This is a genomic window from Pseudarthrobacter sp. NPDC092419, from assembly GCF_044755045.1.
Taxonomy (GTDB): domain Bacteria; phylum Actinomycetota; class Actinomycetes; order Actinomycetales; family Micrococcaceae; genus Arthrobacter.
The window spans coordinates 556813-576000 of sequence record NZ_JBIVQF010000001.1 but is presented as its reverse complement, the minus strand read 5'-3'; the positions used below and the strand labels follow the sequence as shown (position 1 = coordinate 576000).

Genomic DNA, 19188 nt, shown 5'->3' with positions numbered 1-19188 from the left:
AACACCCAAGCAGGCGGGGTGTCCGGCAAACAGGCAAGAGAGAGAGCCCATGAGCATCGCACGGGAAGAAGCAACGCTGACACCCCGCCAGCGCACCATCGTGGAGGAGCTTGGTCGGCGTGGATTCATGTCCACGGCCGACCTCGCCGAGTCCTTCGAGGTATCGGACATGACGGTGCGGCGGGATACGCGCGTGCTGGCCAAACTGGGGCTGGTCAGGGTGGTCCACGGCGGCGTCAGCGCCATTCACGGGCAGGGCCAGAACGCGGATTTTGCAGCACGGGTGCGGGAGGACGCCGCAGCGAAACTTCGGGTGGCCCGCGCCTGCGTATCGATGATCGGGGAACGGGATGCCATCATCCTGGACGCCGGTACCACCGCCTACCAGATCGCCCAGGAGCTGCCCACCTCCTTCACCGGGACCGTCATTACCCACTCGGCACCGGCTATCCAGCGCTGCCTTCAGTTGACGGCGGCGCGGACCATCTGCCTGGGCGGCGAACTCCTGCTGGACAGCCAGGCGTTTAACGGGCCGATGACCGTCAGTGCTGTGGCGGGCCTGCGGGCCCGGACCGCTTTCATTGGGGTCAGTGGCATCCATGACGAGGCGTTTTATATTGAGCGTGACGTTGAGCGCGCCACTAAGATCGCCCTTATGAACTCGGCTGAACAGGTAGTGGTGGTGGCAACCCACCAGAAGATGCTGCGGTATGCCCTTGCCAGGCTCGCAGCGTTCGACGCAGTTGATGTGCTGGTGACGGACGCGCCGCCACCCCGGGATATTGCCACAGCGTTGCGGGCAGCCGAGGTGAAGCTGGTGGTGGCAGCGTGAGCGCCCCGCTGCGGGTCAGCCTGCCCGAACAAAACCTGCTGGACGCGCTGGAGCCGGTCTCCGGCGTCGAACTTCTCCTCTGGGACCTGTCCGGACCCGCGCCCGAAGGCCGGCTGGACCTGGTGGTGCCCCCCTACATGGGCAAGCCGTCTGTGCTGGCCGCGCTGGAGGGCGTGGACGTTGGGCTGGTGCAGAGCCAGTCGATCGGGTACGACGGCGTGGCGGACGTCCTGCCCGACGGATGCGTATTCGCCAACGCGGCGGGCGTCCATGAGACGTCGACGGCGGAGCTTGCCGTGGGCATGATGATCGCCGCCCAGCGGGGACTTCCGGATTTTGCCCGGAACCAGGCGGACGGGGTGTGGGACAACGCGCAGCGTCCCAGCCTGGCGGACCGGCGCGTGCTGCTGGTGGGCTACGGGGGAGTGGGCAAGGCGATCGAGGCGCGGCTGCTGCCGTTCGAAACGGAGATCACGCGGATGGCCAGCCGGGCGCGCGAGGACGCTGCCGGGACCATTTACGGCATTGATTCGCTGTACGAGCAGCTGCCCCTGCACGACATCGTGGTGGTCAGCGTGCCGCTCAGTGACCAGACCAAGCAGCTGGTGGATGGGAAGTTCCTTGCCGCGATGCCGGACGGAGCACTGTTGGTGAACGTGGCCCGCGGCCCCGTGGCGGACACTGATGCGCTGCTGGCCGAGACCTCGTCGGGCAGGCTCCGCGCGGCCCTGGACGTCACCGACCCGGAGCCGCTGCCGGCGGACCACCCGCTCTGGACCGTGCCCGGCGTGCTGATTACCCCGCACGTCGGCGGCGCCAGTTCGGCGATGTTCCCGCGGATGGTCAAGCTCATCCGGACGCAGATCGGGCTCCTCCAGGACGGCAAGGATCCGGTCAACGTGGTCCTTCTCTGACCCGCATTCCAGCGCCTATTCCGCCGGGGCAGGTTCCAGTTCCATAATGGCCTCGTAAGTAAGTGGCCGCCCCGGCAAACGGCGCGACGGGTGGCCTCGCGGCCCGGGCCGCTGCGACGGCGGGACCGAACCGGGGGAGAGCATCGCCATTACATGCGGCAAGGAGAATCGTCATGCTCAAAGATTTGGATGTCATGCCCGTGTTGCCCGCCAAGGACATCAACCGGGCCAGGGATTTCTACCGGGACAAGCTGGGCCTGGAGCCCGCCACCACCATTGACGAGGACAACCTGGTGTACCGCTGCGGCAACGGCTCCGGCTTCCTCCTCTACCGGACGGATAACGCGGGCACCGCGAAAAACACGCAGATGGGCTGGGCCACCAGCGACGTTGAGCGCGAGGTGGAGGAGCTGCGCGGCCGCGGCGTCGTTTTTGAGGAATACGACTTCCCGGGCCTGAAGACCGAGAACGGCATCGCCACGCTCCCGGACCTCGGGAAGGCGGCTTGGTTCCTGGACAGCGAGGGCAACATCCTTAATATCTCGTCGATGCCGTAGGTCCGGCATGAACGGCCCTGCCCCGCACGAACGGTGCTGCCGAGCACCGCCTGTGCGGGGCGGGACCGTTTTCGGCGGCCTGGGGAAGCCCCTACGCGAGCGCGGCCGGGACCGCCGGATTCACGCCGAGGCCCTCCGCCGCGAGATACCCGAACAGCGAACGGATGCCGAAGTCCCACGGCGGCAGCTCCTCGGCAACGCCAGTGGTGTTCACCAGCGCACCCAGATGCGGACTGCTGATCGTCACGATGTCGCCCGGCCTATGCGTAAACCCCAGTCCCGGAGCATCCCGGTCCTGGGTAGGGGCAAACAGGGTCCCGGTGAACAGTGCGAATCCGTCGGGGTACTGGTGGTGCGGACCGCAGGTGGCCGCGGCCAGTTCTTCGAACGAACGGCTGATCCGGGAGACGCTGTTACACCCTTCCAGGGTGTAACCGTCGGCCCCGGCGACCCGAAGCGTGATCTCCTCGGAGCGCAGCGTGTCCAGCGTGAAGCCGGCGTCGAACAGGCGGACGAACGGACCCAGCGCGCTTGAAGCATTGTTGTCCTTCGCCTTCCCCAGCAGCAGTGCGCTCCGGCCTTCCACATCCCGCAGGTTCACATCGTTGCCCAGCGTCGCCCCGCGGAGCCGCCCCCGTGAATCGGCCAGCAGGACCAGTTCGGGTTCGGGATTGTTCCACGCGGAAAAGGACGGAATGCCGATCCGCGAACCGTATCCCACCGAGGACAGCACCGGCGCCTTGGTGAAGACCTCCGGATCCGGCCCGATCCCCACCTCCAGGTACTGCGACCACATGCCCTGCCGCAACAGCACGTCCTTGGCGTGCGCGGCCTGGGGGGACCCCGGCCGCAGGTCGCCGATACTTCCTCCCAACGCTTCCGCCACCTGGGCACGGACCTCCGCCGCCCGCGACGCATCCCCGGCACAGCGTTCTTCGATCACCCGCTCCACCATGCTGTCCACGAACGTGACGCCGCACGCCTTGACCACCTGCAGGTCCACGGGCGCCAGCAGGTGCGGCCGCGCCGGGTCATGCTCGCGGGATGCCGCCACCAGGTCCGCCAGCCGCCAGCGCTGGGTTTCTTCCGCCTGGTCCAGGACCGCCACGGGATCGGGATGGTCCAGCAGCCCCGCCACGGTGGGTGCGGCACGGGTGATGTCGACGACGGCGGCGTCACCGTCCGCCCCGGGCGTCACCATCACCACGCGCGGCCCTGCCGTGGCAGGGTCCCAGACCCGGCCCACCCAATGGCCGGCAGCGAATCCGGCGGGCAGGATGTCCGTCATGCGCGGCATCACTTACCGCCCTTCGCGGCCGGCTCCCACACGCCGTCCACCCGGCGGATGATCCCCCACGGGTTGGCGTCGCGCAGGGGCGGCGGCAGCTGCGGTTCAGGGAAGGAGTCGTAGGCCACCGGCCGCAGAAAGCGTCCGACGGCGGCGGTCCCCACCGAGGTGGTGCCCGGCGCCGTTGTGGCCGGGTAGGGACCACCGTGCTGCTGGGCATAGCTGACGGTCACCCCGGTAGGCCAGGCGTTCCACAGGAGCCGGCCTGCCCGCTCGCGGAGCACGGTAGTGAGGGCAGCGAGTTCCTCGTCCGGTTCCGCCTGGACCGTGGCGGTCAGCTGGCCTTCCAGCAGCTCCGCGAGGGAGGCAAGGTCCGTGCCGGGCCGGTAGCGGATAACAACCGTGGCAGGGCCGAACATCTCCTGGGCCAGCAGTTCCTGATTGGCCCTGACGGCCTCTGCAGTGGTTGCGAGGACCGTGGGAGCGGGCGCCTCGGACCGGTCACCGGGCACCAGGACTTTCACGCCCTCGCTGCCCGCGACTTCGGCAAGGGCCTCGTCGTAGCCTTCCCGGAGCTTGGGGCTGAGGAGCGGGAACCGCGGCTTATCCGCGAGGTAGCCGCCCAAGGCGGTGCCGACGTCGTCCGTGTCCGTTTCCGGCACAAAGATCAGCCCTGGCTTGGTGCAGAACTGGCCCATCCCCAGCGTGAAGGAAGCTGCATAGCCGGCCAGGATCTCATCCCGCCGGGCGGCCCAGGCCTTCTCGGTGACGAACACAGGATTGATGCTGCCCAGTTCGCCGTAGAAGGGAATCGGTTCCGGCCGGCGGTTGGCGCGGTCGAACAGTGCCCGGCCGCCGGCGGTGGAGCCGGTGAAGCCGATGGCCTTGACCAGGGGATGATCAACCAGCAGTTCGGCGGCGGCGCGGCCGGTGATGGTGGAGAAGAGGCCCGCGGGGGCACCGGCGCCGGCCAGCGCGTCGGCCACAACCTCGCCGGTCCGCAGCGCCAGCCGGAGATGGCCTTCATGAATCTTGTGCACCACCGCACAGCCAGCCGCCAGTGCCGAAGCGGAGTCGCCGCCCATCACACTGAACGCGAACGGGAAGTTGGACGCGCCAAACACGCCCACCACGCCCAGAGGCACGTTGACCCGGCGGATGTCCGGCCGCGGGCCCATGCCCCAGTCCGGATCGGCATGGTCGATGGTGGCACCCAGCGGTTCGCCGCGGAGCACTTCGGCGGCCATGAGCCGAAGCTGGAACACCGTGCGGCGCAGCTCGAACCGGAGCCTGCCTTCATCGAGGTGGGTGTCCGCCATGCCTAGGACCACCAGTTCGTCCGCGTTGGCTTCAAGACCCGCGGCGATAGCCTCAAGCCACGCCCCCCGGACCGCCGGCTCGGCATCACGGGACTTTTCATAGGCTCGGTGGGCGGCGATGATCTGCTGCTCCGCCTGGGCGGCCGTGCTGGGCGAATGGGCGAGGGTCCCCGCCGTGCCGGTCATTTGCCGGCCCCCGCGGTGACGGCGGCACGGTCGCCGATCTCCAGCCAGCCCTGTCCCGTGGGAAATGTCCAGCGTTCGCGGGATTCCGGCAGCATTTCAGCCCCGGAACCGGGCAGCCGCGGCGCAAGGTAGCGACCGCCGTCGATCCTTACCGGGTCCATGAAGTGCTCGTGGAGGTGGTCTACGTATTCGATCATGCGGTTGTCCGTGGTGCCTGAGACGGCAGCGTAGTCGAAGAAGGAGAAGTGCTGGACCAGTTCGCACAGGCCCACGCCGCCTGCATGGGGACACACGGGGGTGTCGAAGCGGGCGGCCAAGAGGAGGGTAGCGAGGTTTTCGTTGACGCCGGCCACACGGGTGGAGTCAATCTGCACCACATCGATGGCACCGGCCTGCAGGAGCTGCTTGAAGACGATCCGGTTGGCCACGGCCTCGCCGGTGGCCACCTTGACGGGGAAGACGCCCTTGCGGATGTCCGCATGGCCCAGGATGTCGTCGGTGCTGGTGGGTTCTTCGATCCACCACGGGTTGAATTCGGCCAGGCCGTTGACCCAGTCGATGGCTTCCCCCACCTCCCAGCGCTGGTTCGCGTCGATGGCGATCCGGACGTCGGGGCCCACCGCTTCGCGGGCAAGGCGCATCCGGCGCCGGTCGTCCTCGAGGCTGCCGCCCACCTTGAGTTTGATCAGGCCGAAACCGTCGGCCACTGCCTCCTTGCTGAGCCGGACCAGCTTCTCGTCGCTGTAGCCCAGCCATCCGGGGGAGGTGGTGTACGCGGGGTAGCCATGCTGCAGCAGTTCCGCGATGCGGGCCTCCTTGCCGGCCGAGCCGCGGCGGAGGATTTCCAGTGCTTCAGTGGGCGTGAGGGCGTTCTGGATGTGGGTGAAGTCGATGGCGTTGACGATCTCCTCGGCCGGCATTTCGGCCAGGAGCAACCACAGGGGTTTGCCTTCGCGCTTGGCCCGCATGTCCCAGAGGGCGTTGACCAGCGCTCCGCAGGCCATGTGGGAGACGCCTTTTTCGGGTCCGAGCCAGCGCAGCTGGGAATCGTGGACCAGGCGGCGGGAGGCGGCGCCCAGGTCGTTGACCAGGTCGTCGGTGTCCCGGCCCACCAGGAGCCGCCCGTAGGATTCGATGGCCGCGGTGATGATTTCGTTGCCCCGGCCGCAGGTGAACACGAAGCCGTGGCCAGTTTCGCCGTCGTCCGCGGTGATCGTGACGTAGGCGGCGGAGTAGTCGGGGTCCACGTTGACGGCATCTGAACCGTCGAGTTCCAGGGATGTGGGGAACCGGAGGTCCTGGGTGGTGATGGAGCTGATTCTGGACATGGTGTCCGCCTTTCGGGAGGTTAGTGGAAGCCGAGCAGCGTGGGCAGCCAAAGGCTGAGCGCCGGGACGAAAGTGATGATCACCAGGGTGGCGAGCATGGGGATGAAGAAGGGCATGACGCCCTTGATGACCCGGGGGACGGGTACCTTGGTCACGCTGGAGAGGACGAACAGCACCAGGCCCACGGGAGGTGTCAGCAGTCCGATCAACAGGTTGAAGATAACCACCACGCCGAAGTGGATGGGGCTGAGGCCGAACGTTTCCGCGACGGGACCCAGCACGGGGACAAGGATGAGGATGGCTGCCGTGGGTTCCAGGACGCAGCCGATCACCAGCAATAGGAGATTGACCAGGATCAGGAACACTATGGGATGGTCCGTGAAGCCCAGGATGAAGTTGGCAGCCAGCTGCGGGGCCTGTTCGCGGGCCAGGACCCAGCCGAACAGCGAGGCCGCGGCCACGATCAGCAGTACGGATCCTGCGGTCTCCACTGATCCGAGCAGGATGCGGTAGGTCTTGCGCCACGTCAGGGACTTGTAGAGCAGCGCCAGGACGAAGATGTACAGGACGCCAATGCCGGAGGCTTCGGTGGGAGTGAAGATGCCGCTGAGGATCCCGCCGAGGATCACCACGCCGGCACCGAAGGCGGGGAGGGCGCCCAGGAGCGACTTGCCCCGTTCGGCCCAGCTGGAGCGCGGCATCACCAGATGGTGCTCCTTGCGGGTGACCCACCAGACCATGACGCACAGGCAGCCGATCAGGATCATCGCCGGCACGATGCCCGCCATGAAAAGGGCGCCCACCGACACTCCGGCAGTGACGGCGTAGATGATGGCGGGGATGCTCGGCGGAATCATCGGTGCAATCAGGGAGGAAGCTCCCGTGATGCCCACGCCGAACTCCTCGGTGTAGCCGCGTTTCTTCATGGCCGGCACCTGGATTTTGCCCATGGCGGCCGCGTCAGCGATGGCCGCCCCGCTCATCCAGGAAAAGCCGAAGCTGGTGGCGATGTTGACGTAGCCCAGGCTGCCGCGGATGTGGCCAAGGTAGGCTACGGCAGCGGTATAGAGGCGGTCCGAGACGCCGGAGACGTTGGCCACGTTGCCCAGCAGGATGAACAGCGGAACGGCAAGGATGGCGAAGTTGTTGACCCCGGAGGTGGTCTGCTGGACGGCGATGCCCAGGGTCGCGGATGGATCCAGGAGCACATAGGCCAGGGCGGGCACCAAGAGGGCGACGGCCACCGGCACGCGGAGGGCAAGCAGCCCCAGCAGGGCGGCGAGCATGAGGGGAAGTGTCATGGCGGGTCCTCAGAAGGCTTCTTTTTCAAGGTTGTCCATGGCGCCGGGCACCTGCGCTGGATGCTTGAGGTTGACGTAGGTATTAAGCAGGCCGTGGATGAAGATCAGTCCGAACCCGACTGCCGCAGCCGTGTACACCCAGGACATGGGCAACTGGGTGGCTGGTGCCTTCAGCCGGGCGGCGGCGAGGGCGAACTCCATGCCTGCATAGGCCATGGCGCCCGAAACGGCCAGCACCACCAGCATGGCGAAGGAATCCATCACCAGTGCTGCACGCTTGCCCAGCTTCGCGGCCAGCAGGTCCACGGTGACGTGAAGCCTGCGGGCCATCACGAAGCCGGCGCTGATGAAAGTCAGCCAGACCAGGGCGAAGCGGGCCAGCTCTTCGGTCCACGTGAGCGGACTGGCGAAGATGTAGCGGCTGGCCACTTGGCTCAGGACAAGGAAGAAGACCAGGGCCAGGAAGCCTGCCGCCAGGACGCGTTCGGCATTGACCAGGGCCCGGATGGCCCGGTTACGGGATTCCAGGAAGTCAGGCTGGTCGGGATGCTCCGGGATCACGGCGGGGGCCTGGGGCGCAGGATTGGTGAGCTGGGCGGTCACTTGCTGGCCTGGATTTCCTTGTAGAGCTCGCCCCAGGACACCTGTCCGGGAAGGGCTTCGCGGGCCTGCTCCATGAAGGCGGCGCGGTCCACGTTTTCATTGACCGTGATGCTGCCATCCTTCTTCCACTTGTCCAGAGTTTCCTGCTCAGCCGTTTCGACGCACTTGCGCACGCTCGCGGAGGCAGCATCCATGGCGCCGTCGAGGGCGGTCTTCTGTGCTTCGTCCAGGGAGTCATAGATGGATGCGCTGGTGACCACGTTGACGGCCTGCACCAGGTGGCCGGTGAGGTTGATGTACTTCTGGACTTCGTTGAACTTGGACGTGGCGATGGTGGGGACCGGATTTTCCTGGGCATCGATAACGCCCTGCTGCAGGCCCAGGTAGACCTCTCCGAGCGCCATCGGGGTTGCGGTGCCGCCCATGATCTTGGTGTTGAGCATGTACTGCGGCGCGTCCGGGGTCCGGATCTTGAGGCCCTTCATGTCCTCCGGGGTCGTGATGGGCTTGTTAGAGGTGACGTGGCGGGTGCCGTAGTACCAGCCGGAAAGGACCTGCAGCCCCGACTTTTCCTTGAGTTCGCTGTAGATCCGCTTCAAGGTGTCGCCTTCGAGGGTCTGCGCAAAGTGGTCCACGCCGTCGAAGAGGTAGGCGCCGTCGAGCACCGCAGCCGGTTCGTGCCATACGCCAAGGAAGGAGGGGCCGGCGATAGACATGTCCAGCGCGCCGCCGGCCACCTGTTCGAGCGCCTGGGCTTCGCTGCCCAGCTGGCCGCTCGGATAGCTCTGGATGTTGATGCCGCTTCCGGCCAGCTCTTCCTTGAGGGTGGCCACGCCGCACTTTTCGACGGGATGGGCAGCGTCATAGACGTGGGCGAGCTTGAGGGTGCGCCCCTCACTGGCGGCTGCCGCAACTTCCTGCTTCTTGCCGGCGTCAACCGGCCCGCCCACGCCGCAGCCGGCGAGGGCTAGGGCCGCCGCGGCAGCGACGGACAGGTGGGCTCCGCGCAGGATCTTGCGTGCGGTGCTGGTCATGGGGTTCTCCTTTGAACGGGATATGGATGCGGTGGCAGACGGGTCTGCCGCGGAAAAACCAGGTGAAAGTGAAAGAGTGGGGGTGGAGGCCGTGACAGCTGCCTCCGAATCAAAAAATATAGGATTCGTGAAAAAACTATATATGATGGGTGTCACATTGCAAGAGCGGTGTGGAACTTCTTGAGAAAGGTTGCAGCGTGGCAATCTCAGACGCGGTGCGGAGGCAGCGTCCGGCGCAGGGTGTGTATGAGGCGCTTAAGGACCGGATCCTGGACAACCGGATTCCGCCCGGGACGAAGGTGAGCATCGACGCCGTCGCGCGCGAACTGGGTGTCTCGCCCACCCCGGTGCGCGAGGCGCTGCAGCGGCTGCAGGGGGACAACCTGGTGGTTGCGACTTCGGGACGTGGCTACAGCACCACGGCCCTGCTCGACGCCGGCGGACTGCGGGACCTGTTTGAATTCAGGCTCCTGGTGGAGCCCTGGGCAGCCCGGGCCGCGGCCGTGGACCGGCTCGATAATCCTGCCCGGCGGCTGGACGGTGAACTGGATGACTTCCGCGCCCGCAGCGGTTCGGGCGGTGACATCCGGCGGGACCTGGTGGCGCACGATACGCACTTCCACGAACTCATTCTTGGCGCGTCCGGCAACGGCATCATCAACAACGCTTTCGGCCAGACTCACTGCCACCTGCATCTGTTCCGGCTCTACCCGGCCGACGTTGACGGCACCATCACCATCGAGGAGCACCGCCAGGTCTCCGAAGCCATCCGTGCCTGCGACCCCGCACGGGCGGAGGAGGCGATGTACCGGCACCTGGTCATGTCCTACCGGAGGTTCGCGGAAGCGTTCGACGGCGGTACCGCAGTTGCGCTGGACGCCCGCCGCGCGGCCTTCGTCGCAGACGTGGGCTAACCGCCAAAACCGGTCCTGCCCCACATGAACGGCGCCGCCCCGCACCGCTTATGCGGGGCAGGGCCGTTTTCGGCGGCCGGCGGATACCGCACAGCGCAGGATCCGCGCAGGAGTCGGGAAGGATTCGACAAGGGCGGCCAAAACGGCCCGTTTCGCAGGAAGACCCCCAGTAGGATCGTCGCTGGCGCAGGACGGATACGTCCGCGCCGGACACCACTTTCCGGCACCTACCTGGGGGAACCTGCCATGCCCAACCACCGCTCCCTGCCCGGCACCCGCGCGCTGCTGACCGCGAAAAGGGGCGCCGCCGCCGTCGTACTTTCCCTGTTCGTGGGGTTCTTCAGTGCGGGTGCGCCGGCGCTTGCGGAAAGCACGACGCCGGACGCCGGACAGGCGGTCGAGGCCGCCGACCTTCTGGCCACCCTCCCCGTCAAGGGCCGGGCGCCAAAGACCGGCTACGAGCGCTCGCTGTTCGGGCCCACCTGGGCAGACGTGGACCAGAACGGCTGCGACACACGCAATGACATCCTCAACCGCGACCTGACGGACATCACGTACGTCAACAGCGTCCCGTGCAAGGTCCAGTCCGGCACCCTCGCCGACCCGTACACCGGCACCCTGATCAGCTTTGTCCGCGGCACCACCACCAGCAGCGCTGTCCAGATCGACCACGTGGTGGCTCTCAGCGACGCCTGGCAGAAGGGCGCGCAGCAGCTGAGCACGGAGGTGCGGACCGCGTTCGCCAATGATCCGCTGAACCTCCAGGCCACGGACGGACCCACCAATCAGCAAAAGGGCGACGGCGACGCGGCCACCTGGCTGCCGTCCAACAAGGACTTCCGCTGTGAATACGTGGCCCGGCAGGTCTCGGTCAAGGCGCGCTACGGCCTGTGGGTCACGCAGGCCGAACACGATGCGGTCGCGGGCATCCTGGCCGGTTGCCCGGGCCAGCTGGCGCCGGCGTCGGTGGCAGCCGCCGGGACCGCGACGGTGTACTACGCCAACTGCGCGGCAGTATACGACGCCGGTGCGGCGCCACTTATTGCCGGATCGCCCGGCTACCGATCGGGCCTGGACGGCGACGGCGACGGGGTGGCCTGCGAGGGCTGACCCGCACGCAGGTGCCTACTCCGTGACGGCCACCGGAGCCGGCTCGCCGGTGCGCTCAGCCTGGGCGCCTCGGCGGCGCCAGTAGGCTGCCAGCACCGCACCGGAGACGTTGTGCCACACGGAGAAAATGGCGCCGGGCAGGGCGGCCTCCGGGGTGAGGTACTGCCGTGCCAGTCCGGCGGCGAGTCCGGAGTTCTGCATGCCCACCTCGATGGCGGTGGTGCGGCGGGACGGGACCGGCAGCCTGAACAGCCGGGCGGCGCCGTAGCCCAGCGCGTAACCCAGGCCGTTGTGGAGGACCACCGCGGCGAGCACCAGCAGGCCTGCGGCGAAGATCGCCTTCGCGCTGCCGGCCACGACGGCGGTGACCACCAGGGTGATCGCGAGCACCGAAATCCAGGGCAGGGCCGGCAGGGCCTTGGTCACCAGGCCGGGGGCGAAGCGCCGGATCACCAGGCCGAACAGCACCGGGAAGAGCACGATCTGGGCAATGGACCACGCCATCGCGCCGGCGTCCACGGGCATGTACTGCCCGGCCAGCCACAGCGCCAGGACCGGCGTCAGCAGCGGGGCGATCAGGGTGGACACAGTGGTCATCGCCACGGACAGTGCTACGTCGCCCTTGGCCAGGTAGGACACCACGTTGGACGCCGTGCCGCCGGGGCAGCAGCCCACCAGGATGACGCCGGCGGCCAGTGCGGGCGGCAGTCCCAGCGCCGCCGCGATCAGCCAGCCGAGGAACGGCATGACCGCGTACTGCGCCACCACGCCGATGACCACCGGCACGGGCCGCTTGGCAATAATGGCGAAGTCCGGCGGCGTCAGCGTCAGGCCCATGCCGAACATGATCACTCCCAGCAGGGGGCTGATCCACAGCGCCAGCCCGGTGAAGGACGACGGCGACGCAAGGGCGATTGCTCCTCCGGCGAGAATCAGGAGGGGAAACAGGGTGACGGCGATGCGGGCGTTGCGTTCTTCGGCGCCGGATGCCGGCACGGAAGGCTTGGATTCAGGAAGCATACCTACCGACTATCACACTGCGGGTCCGGTCCCGGAACTGTGTCGGCCCAGCTCAGGCGCCGTCGGGCATGAACGGCCGTGGACTGCTTGGGCGGTGTTCGCGACCGCCGCTTATGGGCCTCCGGGCCGCTTGTGCGCAGGGACTGCCGGGCGTACGTGTTCCCGCTCCGCGAGCCCGCGCGGGGTTGGGGGCCGTCACCGTTGAGCCCGATGGCAAGTGTTTCCGTAGGGCAAGCTGGTGGGCCTAAATAAGAGTGTGCGATGACTTTAGTAAATCGATGGAAAAACTGTTGACGGGACCTCCGGCCGCGAGGAAGATTTCAACCGGGGCGGTAGCCGGAGGGCAAAAAACCACCCCGCATGGTGTCCGTAAGGATGGGCAATGGTCCAGCAAAACTTCCGCGAGTGGCCCGCGAGATCACGCCATTGGCAGGACCGGCGCATAACCCTGTTTCGGATTACCGGTGGCGAGACCATCGGACTGGGCGATGCGGTCAAAGACATGACACAGTTGGCCGGCATTCCGCCGTGCACGGGCTGCGAACAGCGTGCAGCCTTCCTGAACAGGCATTTTCGCCTGCCGCGGTTCCGTCGCAGGAACCGGCTGTAATCCAACACGCGCGCGATCCGCCGTCCCCCTGGCGGCAGGCCCGGCGCCGGAGGCGCGCATATTTGTCTCAGGAGGCGGCAATGCCGCAGCAAGTTGTTGTTACCGAGCGCTACTGGTGCCCCGGCGGTTGGCCGTGGGAGTGGTTCGATACCTGTACCCGCCAGGTGACCAAGTGGTGTTATGACTTCAGTTGGGTCGAGGAGACCGGGTACGGCCTGGCCAGCCATTTGAAAGGCTGTGAGAACGGCACCCTCTATACGTGGTGGGCTTTCTCTTTCGGCATCTTCGGCAGCACCCATTACGGGGCCGGGCGGATGTGCTTCACCAGCCAGCTGAGCTCCTCTGGACGGTGTGAGGGATCAGCCGTTTCGGGACTCACCGTCACTGCAGACCTGCCGCATGTCCAGTCGACCGCCCGCCGGCAGATCCGCCGGCCCGTGCACCGGCCGCTCGTGGACGGCAAGGACCAGCAGGCGCTCGGCGACGGCACGGGGGAGTAGTCCGGTGCGCTCCACACTGAACCTCGAAACAGTCCTGCAGGAGCTGCACTGCCACGATGAAGGCGACGGCTGGGGAAACGCCGAGCCGTACATCTGGACCGTGTTCTTCAAGGTCGACGGCGACAATTTCGCCGTCGAGGCCGGCTCAGGCCTCATCGGGTCACCCACGATCGTGTCCAGCAACGGCAGTCACGGGAACCTCGGCGATACAGACGTGGACGCCGGCGATGACGTGCCCATTCCGGAAGCCGTAGGCCGCTGGTCCACCAAGCTCAAACCCATCCCCATTAACGACGCAGGCCTGCGCTCGTTGCTCGGTGCCGACGACGTTCCCGCTATTGCCGGTGTGGTGGTTTCAGTGATGGAGGAGGACGGCTGGCCGGACAGCCTGGCCGATACCGGATATTCGGCGTTCGTGGACGCGGTCCATCTCGCGGTCGTGAAGGTGGCGGCCAGCTTCCAGCACGCCCTGGCCGCACCGACGCCGCAGCAGATCAAGGACGCGGTGGACGTGGTGAAGGAATCGGCAGCGTCCTCGGTGCGTGCCGCGGTAAAAAATGCCATGTCCGGCTGGCAGCTCATCTGGTACGGCAGCTTTGGGAACAATGACGACAGCATAGGCACGGAGGCGTTCACCACCACCACTGATGAGCTGGTGGACACGCCGGCCATCACCATCAACCGGCGGTGGTCCGGCGACGAGTCCGGGGATGGTGACTGGGAACTGCACGGGGTGTTCCGGGGTTTCCCGCAGCTGGACTGCAGCCTGGAAAGGCTGTTCATGGGCAGCGCCGCCGGCGGGCCGGAGAAGGCGGCACAGGCGGACAGCTTCGAAGCGATGCGCGCTTTCCGGGAAGGAAGGTTCCGCGAGCTCCCCGGACTGGGAGCCTGGTGGGCGGAGTTTACGGCGGCCAGCCCCGCGCTGGCGCTGCTCGCATCGAAGAGGCCGGAGGTCCAGGACGCGCTGAACGGTTTACTGCAGGACGCCGGCACCTGGCTTGGCAACGAGTCGGCGCCGATCGACGCGGCGGCCCAGGAACGCTTGAACACCGTCCTGGATGCGGTGGCGGAGGATGCGCCGTCGCGTACGCGGAGAGTGGTCCGCCAGGCCAAGGGGTTGGTGGAGCGCCTGGACGGAGTCTCCTTCAATGACGCACTGCGCATGGCCGAGGAACTGAAACCCGTGGGCCGCACGCCACGTGCGGCACCGGACAGCAACCGTTCGTCGTAAAATCGCTACCGCTCGGCGCGGCAATGGTACGTTTGCTGATGATCTGTCGGATGATGGCCGGTAGGCCCGGCCCGAGAGGGGTCTTAAGCCTCTGGATCCATCTGACAGTGACGTCATCAAGCAACGGGAGCATCTATGGGATTACTGGACCGTGACCACTCTATTGCCCCGCCGGGCTTTAACCGCTGGCTGGTCCCGCCGGCGGCGCTCGCGGTCCATCTGTGCATTGGCCAGGCCTACGCCACCAGCGTGTACAAGACGGCGCTGGTGAAGCACTTCGAGGCCAGCCTGACCGAAATCGGTGTCATCTTCTCCATCGCGATCGTGATGCTGGGGCTTTCCGCCGCGATCATGGGCACATGGGTGGACACGCAGGGCCCGCGCAAGGCCATGTTCACGTCCGCGGTGTTCTGGGCCAGTGGCTTCCTCATCGGCTCGCTGGGCATCTTCACCCATCAGCTGTGGCTGGTCTACCTGGGTTACGGCGTCGTGGGCGGCATTGGCCTGGGCATCGGCTACATCTCGCCGGTGTCCACCCTGATCAAGTGGTTCCCGGACCGGCCGGGCCTGGCCACCGGCATGGCGATCATGGGCTTCGGCGGCGGCGCGCTGATCGCCAGCCCGGTCTCCACGGCGCTGCTGAAGATGTACGATCCCAACTCGGGCGCCCAAGGCTGGGTGGCGAGCGGGGACGCAGTCGGCAAGCTCTTCCTCACCCTCGGGGTTATCTACCTCGCGTACATGCTGTTTGGCGCCTTCACCATCAAAGTCCCGGCGCCGGGCTGGGCGCCGGCAGGCTTCGACCCCGCCAAGGTCAAGAAGGCCGCGCTGGTCACCACGGAGAATGTCTCGGCCAAGAATGCCATCAAGACCAAGCAGTTCTGGCTGGTCTGGATCGTCCTGTTCTGCAACGTCACCGCCGGCATCGGCATCCTGGAGCAGGCAGCGCCGATGATCCAGGACTTCTTCCGCCAGTCCGACGGCGTCTCCGGAGTCAGCGCCGCCGTCGCCGCAGGTTTTGTGGGCCTGCTCTCCATCGGCAACATGGCTGGACGGTTTGTATGGTCCTCCACGTCCGACATCACCGGCCGCAAGCGGATCTACATGGTCTACCTGGGCGTGGGCGCCCTGCTGTACACGGTGCTGGCGCTGGCCGGCTCCAGCACCACTGTTCTCTACGTGGCGCTGGCCTTCGTGATCATCTCCTTCTACGGCGGCGGTTTCGCCACCGTTCCGGCGTACCTGCGGGACCTGTTTGGGACCTTCCAGGTGGGCGCCATCCATGGCCGGCTGCTGACCGCCTGGTCCGCCGCCGGCGTGGCCGGTCCGCTGATCGTCAACGCGTTCCTGGATGCGCAGGGCAAGCCGGGCGAGCTGGATGCCGCGTCCTACCAGCCGGCGCTGCTGACCATGGTGGCCCTGCTGGTGATCGGCTTCCTGGCGAACCTGATGGTGAAGCCCGTTGACCACCGGTTCCACGAACCCCGCCCGGACCGCCGGGAATCCGAAGCTGCACTGGAGGCCTGAAAATGAGTACCGAATACACGTCCGGCGCGCAGGCGCCCGTCAAGGTTTCCGCCGGGAAGCTCGCCATCGCGTGGATCCTCGTGGGGATCCCGCTCGCCTACGGCATTTTCCAGACACTGACCCGGGTGGCCGCGCTCTTCGGGTAAGCGGCCGGCAAAAAGGCGGGTGCCGCCGTCGTACTTCAAACGTACGACGGCGGCACCCGCCTTTTTCTGTCTCCGGCCACCCTGCTTGCAGTCGCCTCAAGTCCCCGGCGCGCTGCCATCTTGACAGTGGTGTGATCTAGGCCTCATCATCAGATGCATAGTAATTGAGCTACTGAATAAAAATTTCAGCGACAGGATGTCGCTCGGCATGAGGAGACAAAGATGACTTCCAGCAAGACGCTCCGTTGGGGCGGCGCAGCCCTCACGGCAGCCCTCACCGCGTTTTCCCTCGCCGCGTGCGGCACGGGCGGCGGGAGCCCCGCAGCCGGTGGCGAGAAGAAGGTGATCGGCGTATCCGTCGCGGACCAGAAGTCCCTCTTCTACGTGGCAGAGGTGGCCGGCATCAAGGATGAAGCCAAGAAGCTCGGCTACGAGGTCAACATCACTTCCGCCAACAACGACTCCTCCGCCCAGGTCAAGCAGGTCAACGACCTCCTGACCAAGGAGATCGGCGCCCTGATCTTCACCTCCCAGGACTCGACGGCAGCAGCCGCGGGCGTCCGTGCCGCCAACAAGGCCGATGTGCCCGTCGTTGCGGTGGACCAGCGGCCCGAATCCGGCCAGGGCGACCTCGCCACTTACATCGCCACGGACAGCGTCAAGGCCGCGTACGAGCTCTGCACGTGGATGTTTGAGCAGATCGGCGGCTCAGGGGAGATCGCTATCCTTCACGGCGTGCTCGGTTCCACCGCGGAAATCCAGCGCACGGAAGGGTGCCAGAAGGCCCTCAAGGAGACGCCGGAGATCAAGGTCGTCGCCGAGGAAACCGCCAACTGGGACGAAACGGAAGCGTACAAGGCCACCCAGAACATCCTCACGGCGCACCCCAATCTCAAGGCCGTGTTCGGCGAGAGCGACGCGATGTCCCTCGGTGCGTCCAAGGCAGCCAAGGCCTCGGGCAAGAAGATCTTCTCCGTGGGCATCGACGGCTTCCCCACCATGTTCGATGCGGTGGCCAGCGGACTGACCCAGGCCACCATGGCGCAGCAGCCCTACATGATGGGCCAGCTCGCCGTGCAGAACGCCGTCGCGCTCATCGAAGGCAAAGGCCAGGACATCCCGAAGGAGCAGTATCAGGACACGGTGCTGATCAACAAGGAAACGGTCACCAAACACAAGGTCGAGGACTTCTACGGCCCGGACGCCCAGTCCTTCAAGTGATCCTGCCATGACCACTCAACCAGTTTCTGCCGGCCTCGAGGGCACGGGCCTGATGAAGGCCTACTCCGGGGTGACCGTCCTGAAATCAGTCGATTTCCGGGTCGCACCGGGCACGGTCGTCGGACTCGTGGGCGAGAACGGCGCAGGCAAGTCCACGCTCAGCTCGATCATCACCGGCGTGGTGAAGCCCGACGGCGGCACCATGCGGCTGGACGGGGCGGAGTACGCCCCGTCCAGCCCCGCCGAGGCCCTCCGGCAGGGTGTGGCGCTGATCCACCAGGAGACGCGCCTCATCCAGGACCTCTCCGTTGCCGAGAACATTTTCCTTGGACGCCTCCCGCGCCGCTTCGGCCGGGTGGACTGGGACCTTGTCCGCCGCGAGTCCCGGAAGGTCCTGGATTCACTCGGCGTGGCTCTCGACGTCCGCCGCCCCGTCCGCGGCCTCTCGATGGCCATGCAGCAGGAAATCGAGATCGCGAAGGCCCTCAGCCGCCGCCCGCGGTATGTCGTCTTCGACGAGCCGTCGGCTTCCCTGGGCGAGTCAGAGACCGAGCACGTCCTCGACCGGATCCGCGCCCTGCGGGCCGCGGGCGCCGGCGTCGTCTACATCTCCCACCGCCTCGACGAGGTCCGGGAGGTGGCCGACGAAATCGTGTGCCTGCGCGACGGTTCACGGGTGCAGTCCTGGAGCTCGGGCGACGTGGACAAGGGAAAGATCATCAACGCGATGGTGGGACGCGAGTTCACCTACGAGCACGTTCCGCCGCAGCCCAGCCGCGAAACCACCGTGCTGGAGGTCAGGGATCTCGGGCGGCGCGGCGTGTTCGCGGACATCAACTTCGAACTGGCGGCCGGAGAAGTCCTCGGGATTGCGGGCCTCGTCGGTGCAGGACGGACCGAGGTGGTCCGGGCCATCGCAGGTGTGGACCGGCCGGATTCGGGCGAAGTCCTCCTGGAGGGCCGCAAGCTTCCCTGCAGCAGCCCCCAGTCGGCAATCCGCGCCGGAGTGGTGATGGTTCCTGAGGACCGCAAGGGCCAAGGCCTCAACCTGGACCGCACGGCAGAGGAAAACGTAACCCTTCCCTGGGAGCGCGACCTCGCCCGGAAGGGCCTCATCACCCGCAAGCTGGTGCGTGACGTCGCCGGGGCGCAGGCGCGGCGCCTCGATGTCCGCGGCAACATGGCCCTCCCGGTGAAGTCGATGTCCGGCGGCAACCAGCAGAAGGTCCTGATCGGCAAATGGCTGGTCAAGGATCCGAAGGTCCTCATCATCGACGAGCCCACCCGCGGCGTCGACGTCGGCGCCAAGATGGCCATCTACGAAATCATCCGCTCCCTCGCGGCTGAAGGGATGTCCGTCATTGTCGTCTCCTCCGAGCTTGACGAGGTCCTGGGGCTCTCGCACCGGGTCCTGGTGATGTCGCAGGGCCGGCAAAAAGGAATCCTCCGCCGGGGCGAAGCGACCCCGGAGTCCGTCATGTCACTCGCCGTGCACTCTTCGGAATCAACGGCCTCCCCCCTTAGTTCCCAGCAGTAGAAAGAGCAGC

Annotated in this window: 19 protein-coding genes; 12 read left to right on the top strand and 7 right to left on the bottom strand. The window is 66.6% G+C overall.

The features are described 5' to 3' along the window. The first annotated feature begins 49 nt into the window (after nt 1-49). From ACIQC0_RS02570 to ACIQC0_RS02560, 3 genes are all read left to right on the top strand, one after another. Complete coding sequence (locus ACIQC0_RS02570) at nt 50-832, top strand: DeoR/GlpR family DNA-binding transcription regulator (RefSeq protein WP_377215084.1); 783 nt, start codon at nt 50-52, stop codon at nt 830-832. Then, on the top strand, nt 829-1746 hold the full coding sequence (locus tag ACIQC0_RS02565; protein ID WP_377215085.1) for a 2-hydroxyacid dehydrogenase: 918 nt from the start codon (nt 829-831) through the stop codon (nt 1744-1746). The genes ACIQC0_RS02570 and ACIQC0_RS02565 overlap by 4 nt, the downstream gene beginning before the upstream one ends. Nucleotides 1747-1919: 173 nt before the next feature. Beyond that, the gene (locus tag ACIQC0_RS02560; protein ID WP_377215086.1) at nt 1920-2303 is read left to right on the top strand and encodes a VOC family protein; all 384 of its coding nucleotides are present in this window, start codon (nt 1920-1922) and stop codon (nt 2301-2303) included. A gap of 91 nt (nt 2304-2394) precedes the next feature. Here ACIQC0_RS02560 and ACIQC0_RS02555 read toward each other — a convergent pair whose 3' ends face one another. Genes ACIQC0_RS02555 through ACIQC0_RS02530 form a run of 6 tightly spaced genes read right to left on the bottom strand, consistent with a single transcriptional unit; the run spans nt 2395 to nt 9362 of the window. After that, nucleotides 2395-3591 (bottom strand): fumarylacetoacetate hydrolase family protein, encoded by a 1197-nt coding sequence (locus tag ACIQC0_RS02555; RefSeq protein WP_400532442.1) that lies wholly within the window; start codon nt 3589-3591, stop codon nt 2395-2397. An 8-nt stretch (nt 3592-3599) separates the two neighbouring features. After that, nucleotides 3600-5096, bottom strand: coding sequence for an aldehyde dehydrogenase (NADP(+)) (locus ACIQC0_RS02550; protein WP_400532440.1), 1497 nt, complete (start codon nt 5094-5096; stop codon nt 3600-3602). Beyond that, the gene (locus ACIQC0_RS02545; RefSeq protein ID WP_400532439.1) at nt 5093-6424 is read right to left on the bottom strand and encodes an enolase C-terminal domain-like protein; all 1332 of its coding nucleotides are present in this window, start codon (nt 6422-6424) and stop codon (nt 5093-5095) included. Before ACIQC0_RS02545 ends, ACIQC0_RS02550 begins: the two co-directional genes overlap by 4 nt. A gap of 20 nt (nt 6425-6444) precedes the next feature. Further along, nucleotides 6445-7725, bottom strand: coding sequence for a TRAP transporter large permease (locus ACIQC0_RS02540; protein ID WP_377215090.1), 1281 nt, complete (start codon nt 7723-7725; stop codon nt 6445-6447). Nucleotides 7726-7734: 9 nt separating this feature from the next. Further along, nucleotides 7735-8328, bottom strand: coding sequence for a TRAP transporter small permease (locus tag ACIQC0_RS02535; protein WP_377215091.1), 594 nt, complete (start codon nt 8326-8328; stop codon nt 7735-7737). Then, nucleotides 8325-9362 carry a sialic acid TRAP transporter substrate-binding protein SiaP gene (locus ACIQC0_RS02530; RefSeq protein ID WP_400532438.1) on the bottom strand — a complete coding sequence of 346 codons (1038 nt, stop codon included), beginning with the start codon at nt 9360-9362 and terminating at the stop codon, nt 8325-8327. The genes ACIQC0_RS02535 and ACIQC0_RS02530 overlap by 4 nt, the downstream gene beginning before the upstream one ends. 197 nt (nt 9363-9559) lie before the next feature. Here ACIQC0_RS02530 and ACIQC0_RS02525 point away from each other — a divergent pair, with 197 nt between their 5' ends. Beyond that, nucleotides 9560-10276: a GntR family transcriptional regulator gene (locus ACIQC0_RS02525; RefSeq protein WP_377215093.1), complete on the top strand. Its 717-nt coding sequence runs from the start codon at nt 9560-9562 to the stop codon at nt 10274-10276. Nucleotides 10277-10522: 246 nt separating this feature from the next. Then, nucleotides 10523-11386, top strand: a complete 864-nt coding sequence (locus tag ACIQC0_RS02520; RefSeq protein ID WP_400532436.1) for a DUF1524 domain-containing protein — start codon at nt 10523-10525, stop codon at nt 11384-11386. A 15-nt stretch (nt 11387-11401) separates the two neighbouring features. Here ACIQC0_RS02520 and ACIQC0_RS02515 read toward each other — a convergent pair whose 3' ends face one another. Continuing rightward, a complete protein-coding gene (locus ACIQC0_RS02515; RefSeq protein ID WP_400532435.1) occupies nt 11402-12406 on the bottom strand; it encodes a bile acid:sodium symporter family protein in 1005 nt (334 codons plus the stop codon). A 382-nt stretch (nt 12407-12788) separates the two neighbouring features. Between ACIQC0_RS02515 and ACIQC0_RS02510 the strand changes: the two genes are divergently transcribed. The 7 genes from ACIQC0_RS02510 to ACIQC0_RS02480 all read left to right on the top strand — a co-directional run bounded on the left by ACIQC0_RS02510 (nt 12789) and on the right by ACIQC0_RS02480 (nt 19178). Beyond that, the gene (locus ACIQC0_RS02510; protein ID WP_377215096.1) at nt 12789-13016 is read left to right on the top strand and encodes a hypothetical protein; all 228 of its coding nucleotides are present in this window, start codon (nt 12789-12791) and stop codon (nt 13014-13016) included. An 80-nt stretch (nt 13017-13096) separates the two neighbouring features. Then, nucleotides 13097-13516 carry a hypothetical protein gene (locus ACIQC0_RS02505; RefSeq protein ID WP_400532433.1) on the top strand — a complete coding sequence of 140 codons (420 nt, stop codon included), beginning with the start codon at nt 13097-13099 and terminating at the stop codon, nt 13514-13516. A 4-nt stretch (nt 13517-13520) separates the two neighbouring features. Beyond that, complete coding sequence (locus ACIQC0_RS02500) at nt 13521-14747, top strand: hypothetical protein (RefSeq protein ID WP_400532432.1); 1227 nt, start codon at nt 13521-13523, stop codon at nt 14745-14747. A gap of 135 nt (nt 14748-14882) precedes the next feature. Next, nucleotides 14883-16274, top strand: coding sequence for an OFA family MFS transporter (locus ACIQC0_RS02495; protein ID WP_400532431.1), 1392 nt, complete (start codon nt 14883-14885; stop codon nt 16272-16274). A gap of 2 nt (nt 16275-16276) precedes the next feature. Continuing rightward, nucleotides 16277-16420: a hypothetical protein gene (locus ACIQC0_RS02490; RefSeq protein ID WP_377215100.1), complete on the top strand. Its 144-nt coding sequence runs from the start codon at nt 16277-16279 to the stop codon at nt 16418-16420. 222 nt (nt 16421-16642) lie between these two features. Continuing rightward, on the top strand, nt 16643-17641 hold the full coding sequence (locus tag ACIQC0_RS02485; protein WP_377215101.1) for a sugar ABC transporter substrate-binding protein: 999 nt from the start codon (nt 16643-16645) through the stop codon (nt 17639-17641). Between the two features lie 7 nt (nt 17642-17648). Then, nucleotides 17649-19178 carry a sugar ABC transporter ATP-binding protein gene (locus ACIQC0_RS02480; RefSeq protein ID WP_377215102.1) on the top strand — a complete coding sequence of 510 codons (1530 nt, stop codon included), beginning with the start codon at nt 17649-17651 and terminating at the stop codon, nt 19176-19178. Nucleotides 19179-19188 lie beyond the last annotated feature (10 nt).

What these genes read in the sequence shown, in the direction of transcription:
- ACIQC0_RS02570 (WP_377215084.1), top strand. Translation starts at nt 50, where the DNA reads ATGAGCATCGCACGGGAAGAAGCAACGCTGACACCCCGCCAGCGCACC.
- ACIQC0_RS02560 (WP_377215086.1), top strand. Translation starts at nt 1,920, where the DNA reads ATGCTCAAAGATTTGGATGTCATGCCCGTGTTGCCCGCCAAGGACATC.
- ACIQC0_RS02555 (WP_400532442.1), bottom strand. Translation starts at nt 3,591, where the DNA reads ATGACGGACATCCTGCCCGCCGGATTCGCTGCCGGCCATTGGGTGGGC.
- ACIQC0_RS02550 (WP_400532440.1), bottom strand. Translation starts at nt 5,096, where the DNA reads ATGACCGGCACGGCGGGGACCCTCGCCCATTCGCCCAGCACGGCCGCC.
- ACIQC0_RS02545 (WP_400532439.1), bottom strand. Translation starts at nt 6,424, where the DNA reads ATGTCCAGAATCAGCTCCATCACCACCCAGGACCTCCGGTTCCCCACA.
- ACIQC0_RS02540 (WP_377215090.1), bottom strand. Translation starts at nt 7,725, where the DNA reads ATGACACTTCCCCTCATGCTCGCCGCCCTGCTGGGGCTGCTTGCCCTC.
- ACIQC0_RS02530 (WP_400532438.1), bottom strand. Translation starts at nt 9,362, where the DNA reads ATGACCAGCACCGCACGCAAGATCCTGCGCGGAGCCCACCTGTCCGTC.
- ACIQC0_RS02520 (WP_400532436.1), top strand. Translation starts at nt 10,523, where the DNA reads ATGCCCAACCACCGCTCCCTGCCCGGCACCCGCGCGCTGCTGACCGCG.
- ACIQC0_RS02515 (WP_400532435.1), bottom strand. Translation starts at nt 12,406, where the DNA reads ATGCTTCCTGAATCCAAGCCTTCCGTGCCGGCATCCGGCGCCGAAGAA.
- ACIQC0_RS02510 (WP_377215096.1), top strand. Translation starts at nt 12,789, where the DNA reads ATGGTCCAGCAAAACTTCCGCGAGTGGCCCGCGAGATCACGCCATTGG.
- ACIQC0_RS02505 (WP_400532433.1), top strand. Translation starts at nt 13,097, where the DNA reads ATGCCGCAGCAAGTTGTTGTTACCGAGCGCTACTGGTGCCCCGGCGGT.
- ACIQC0_RS02495 (WP_400532431.1), top strand. Translation starts at nt 14,883, where the DNA reads ATGGGATTACTGGACCGTGACCACTCTATTGCCCCGCCGGGCTTTAAC.
- ACIQC0_RS02490 (WP_377215100.1), top strand. Translation starts at nt 16,277, where the DNA reads ATGAGTACCGAATACACGTCCGGCGCGCAGGCGCCCGTCAAGGTTTCC.
- ACIQC0_RS02485 (WP_377215101.1), top strand. Translation starts at nt 16,643, where the DNA reads ATGACTTCCAGCAAGACGCTCCGTTGGGGCGGCGCAGCCCTCACGGCA.
- ACIQC0_RS02480 (WP_377215102.1), top strand. Translation starts at nt 17,649, where the DNA reads ATGACCACTCAACCAGTTTCTGCCGGCCTCGAGGGCACGGGCCTGATG.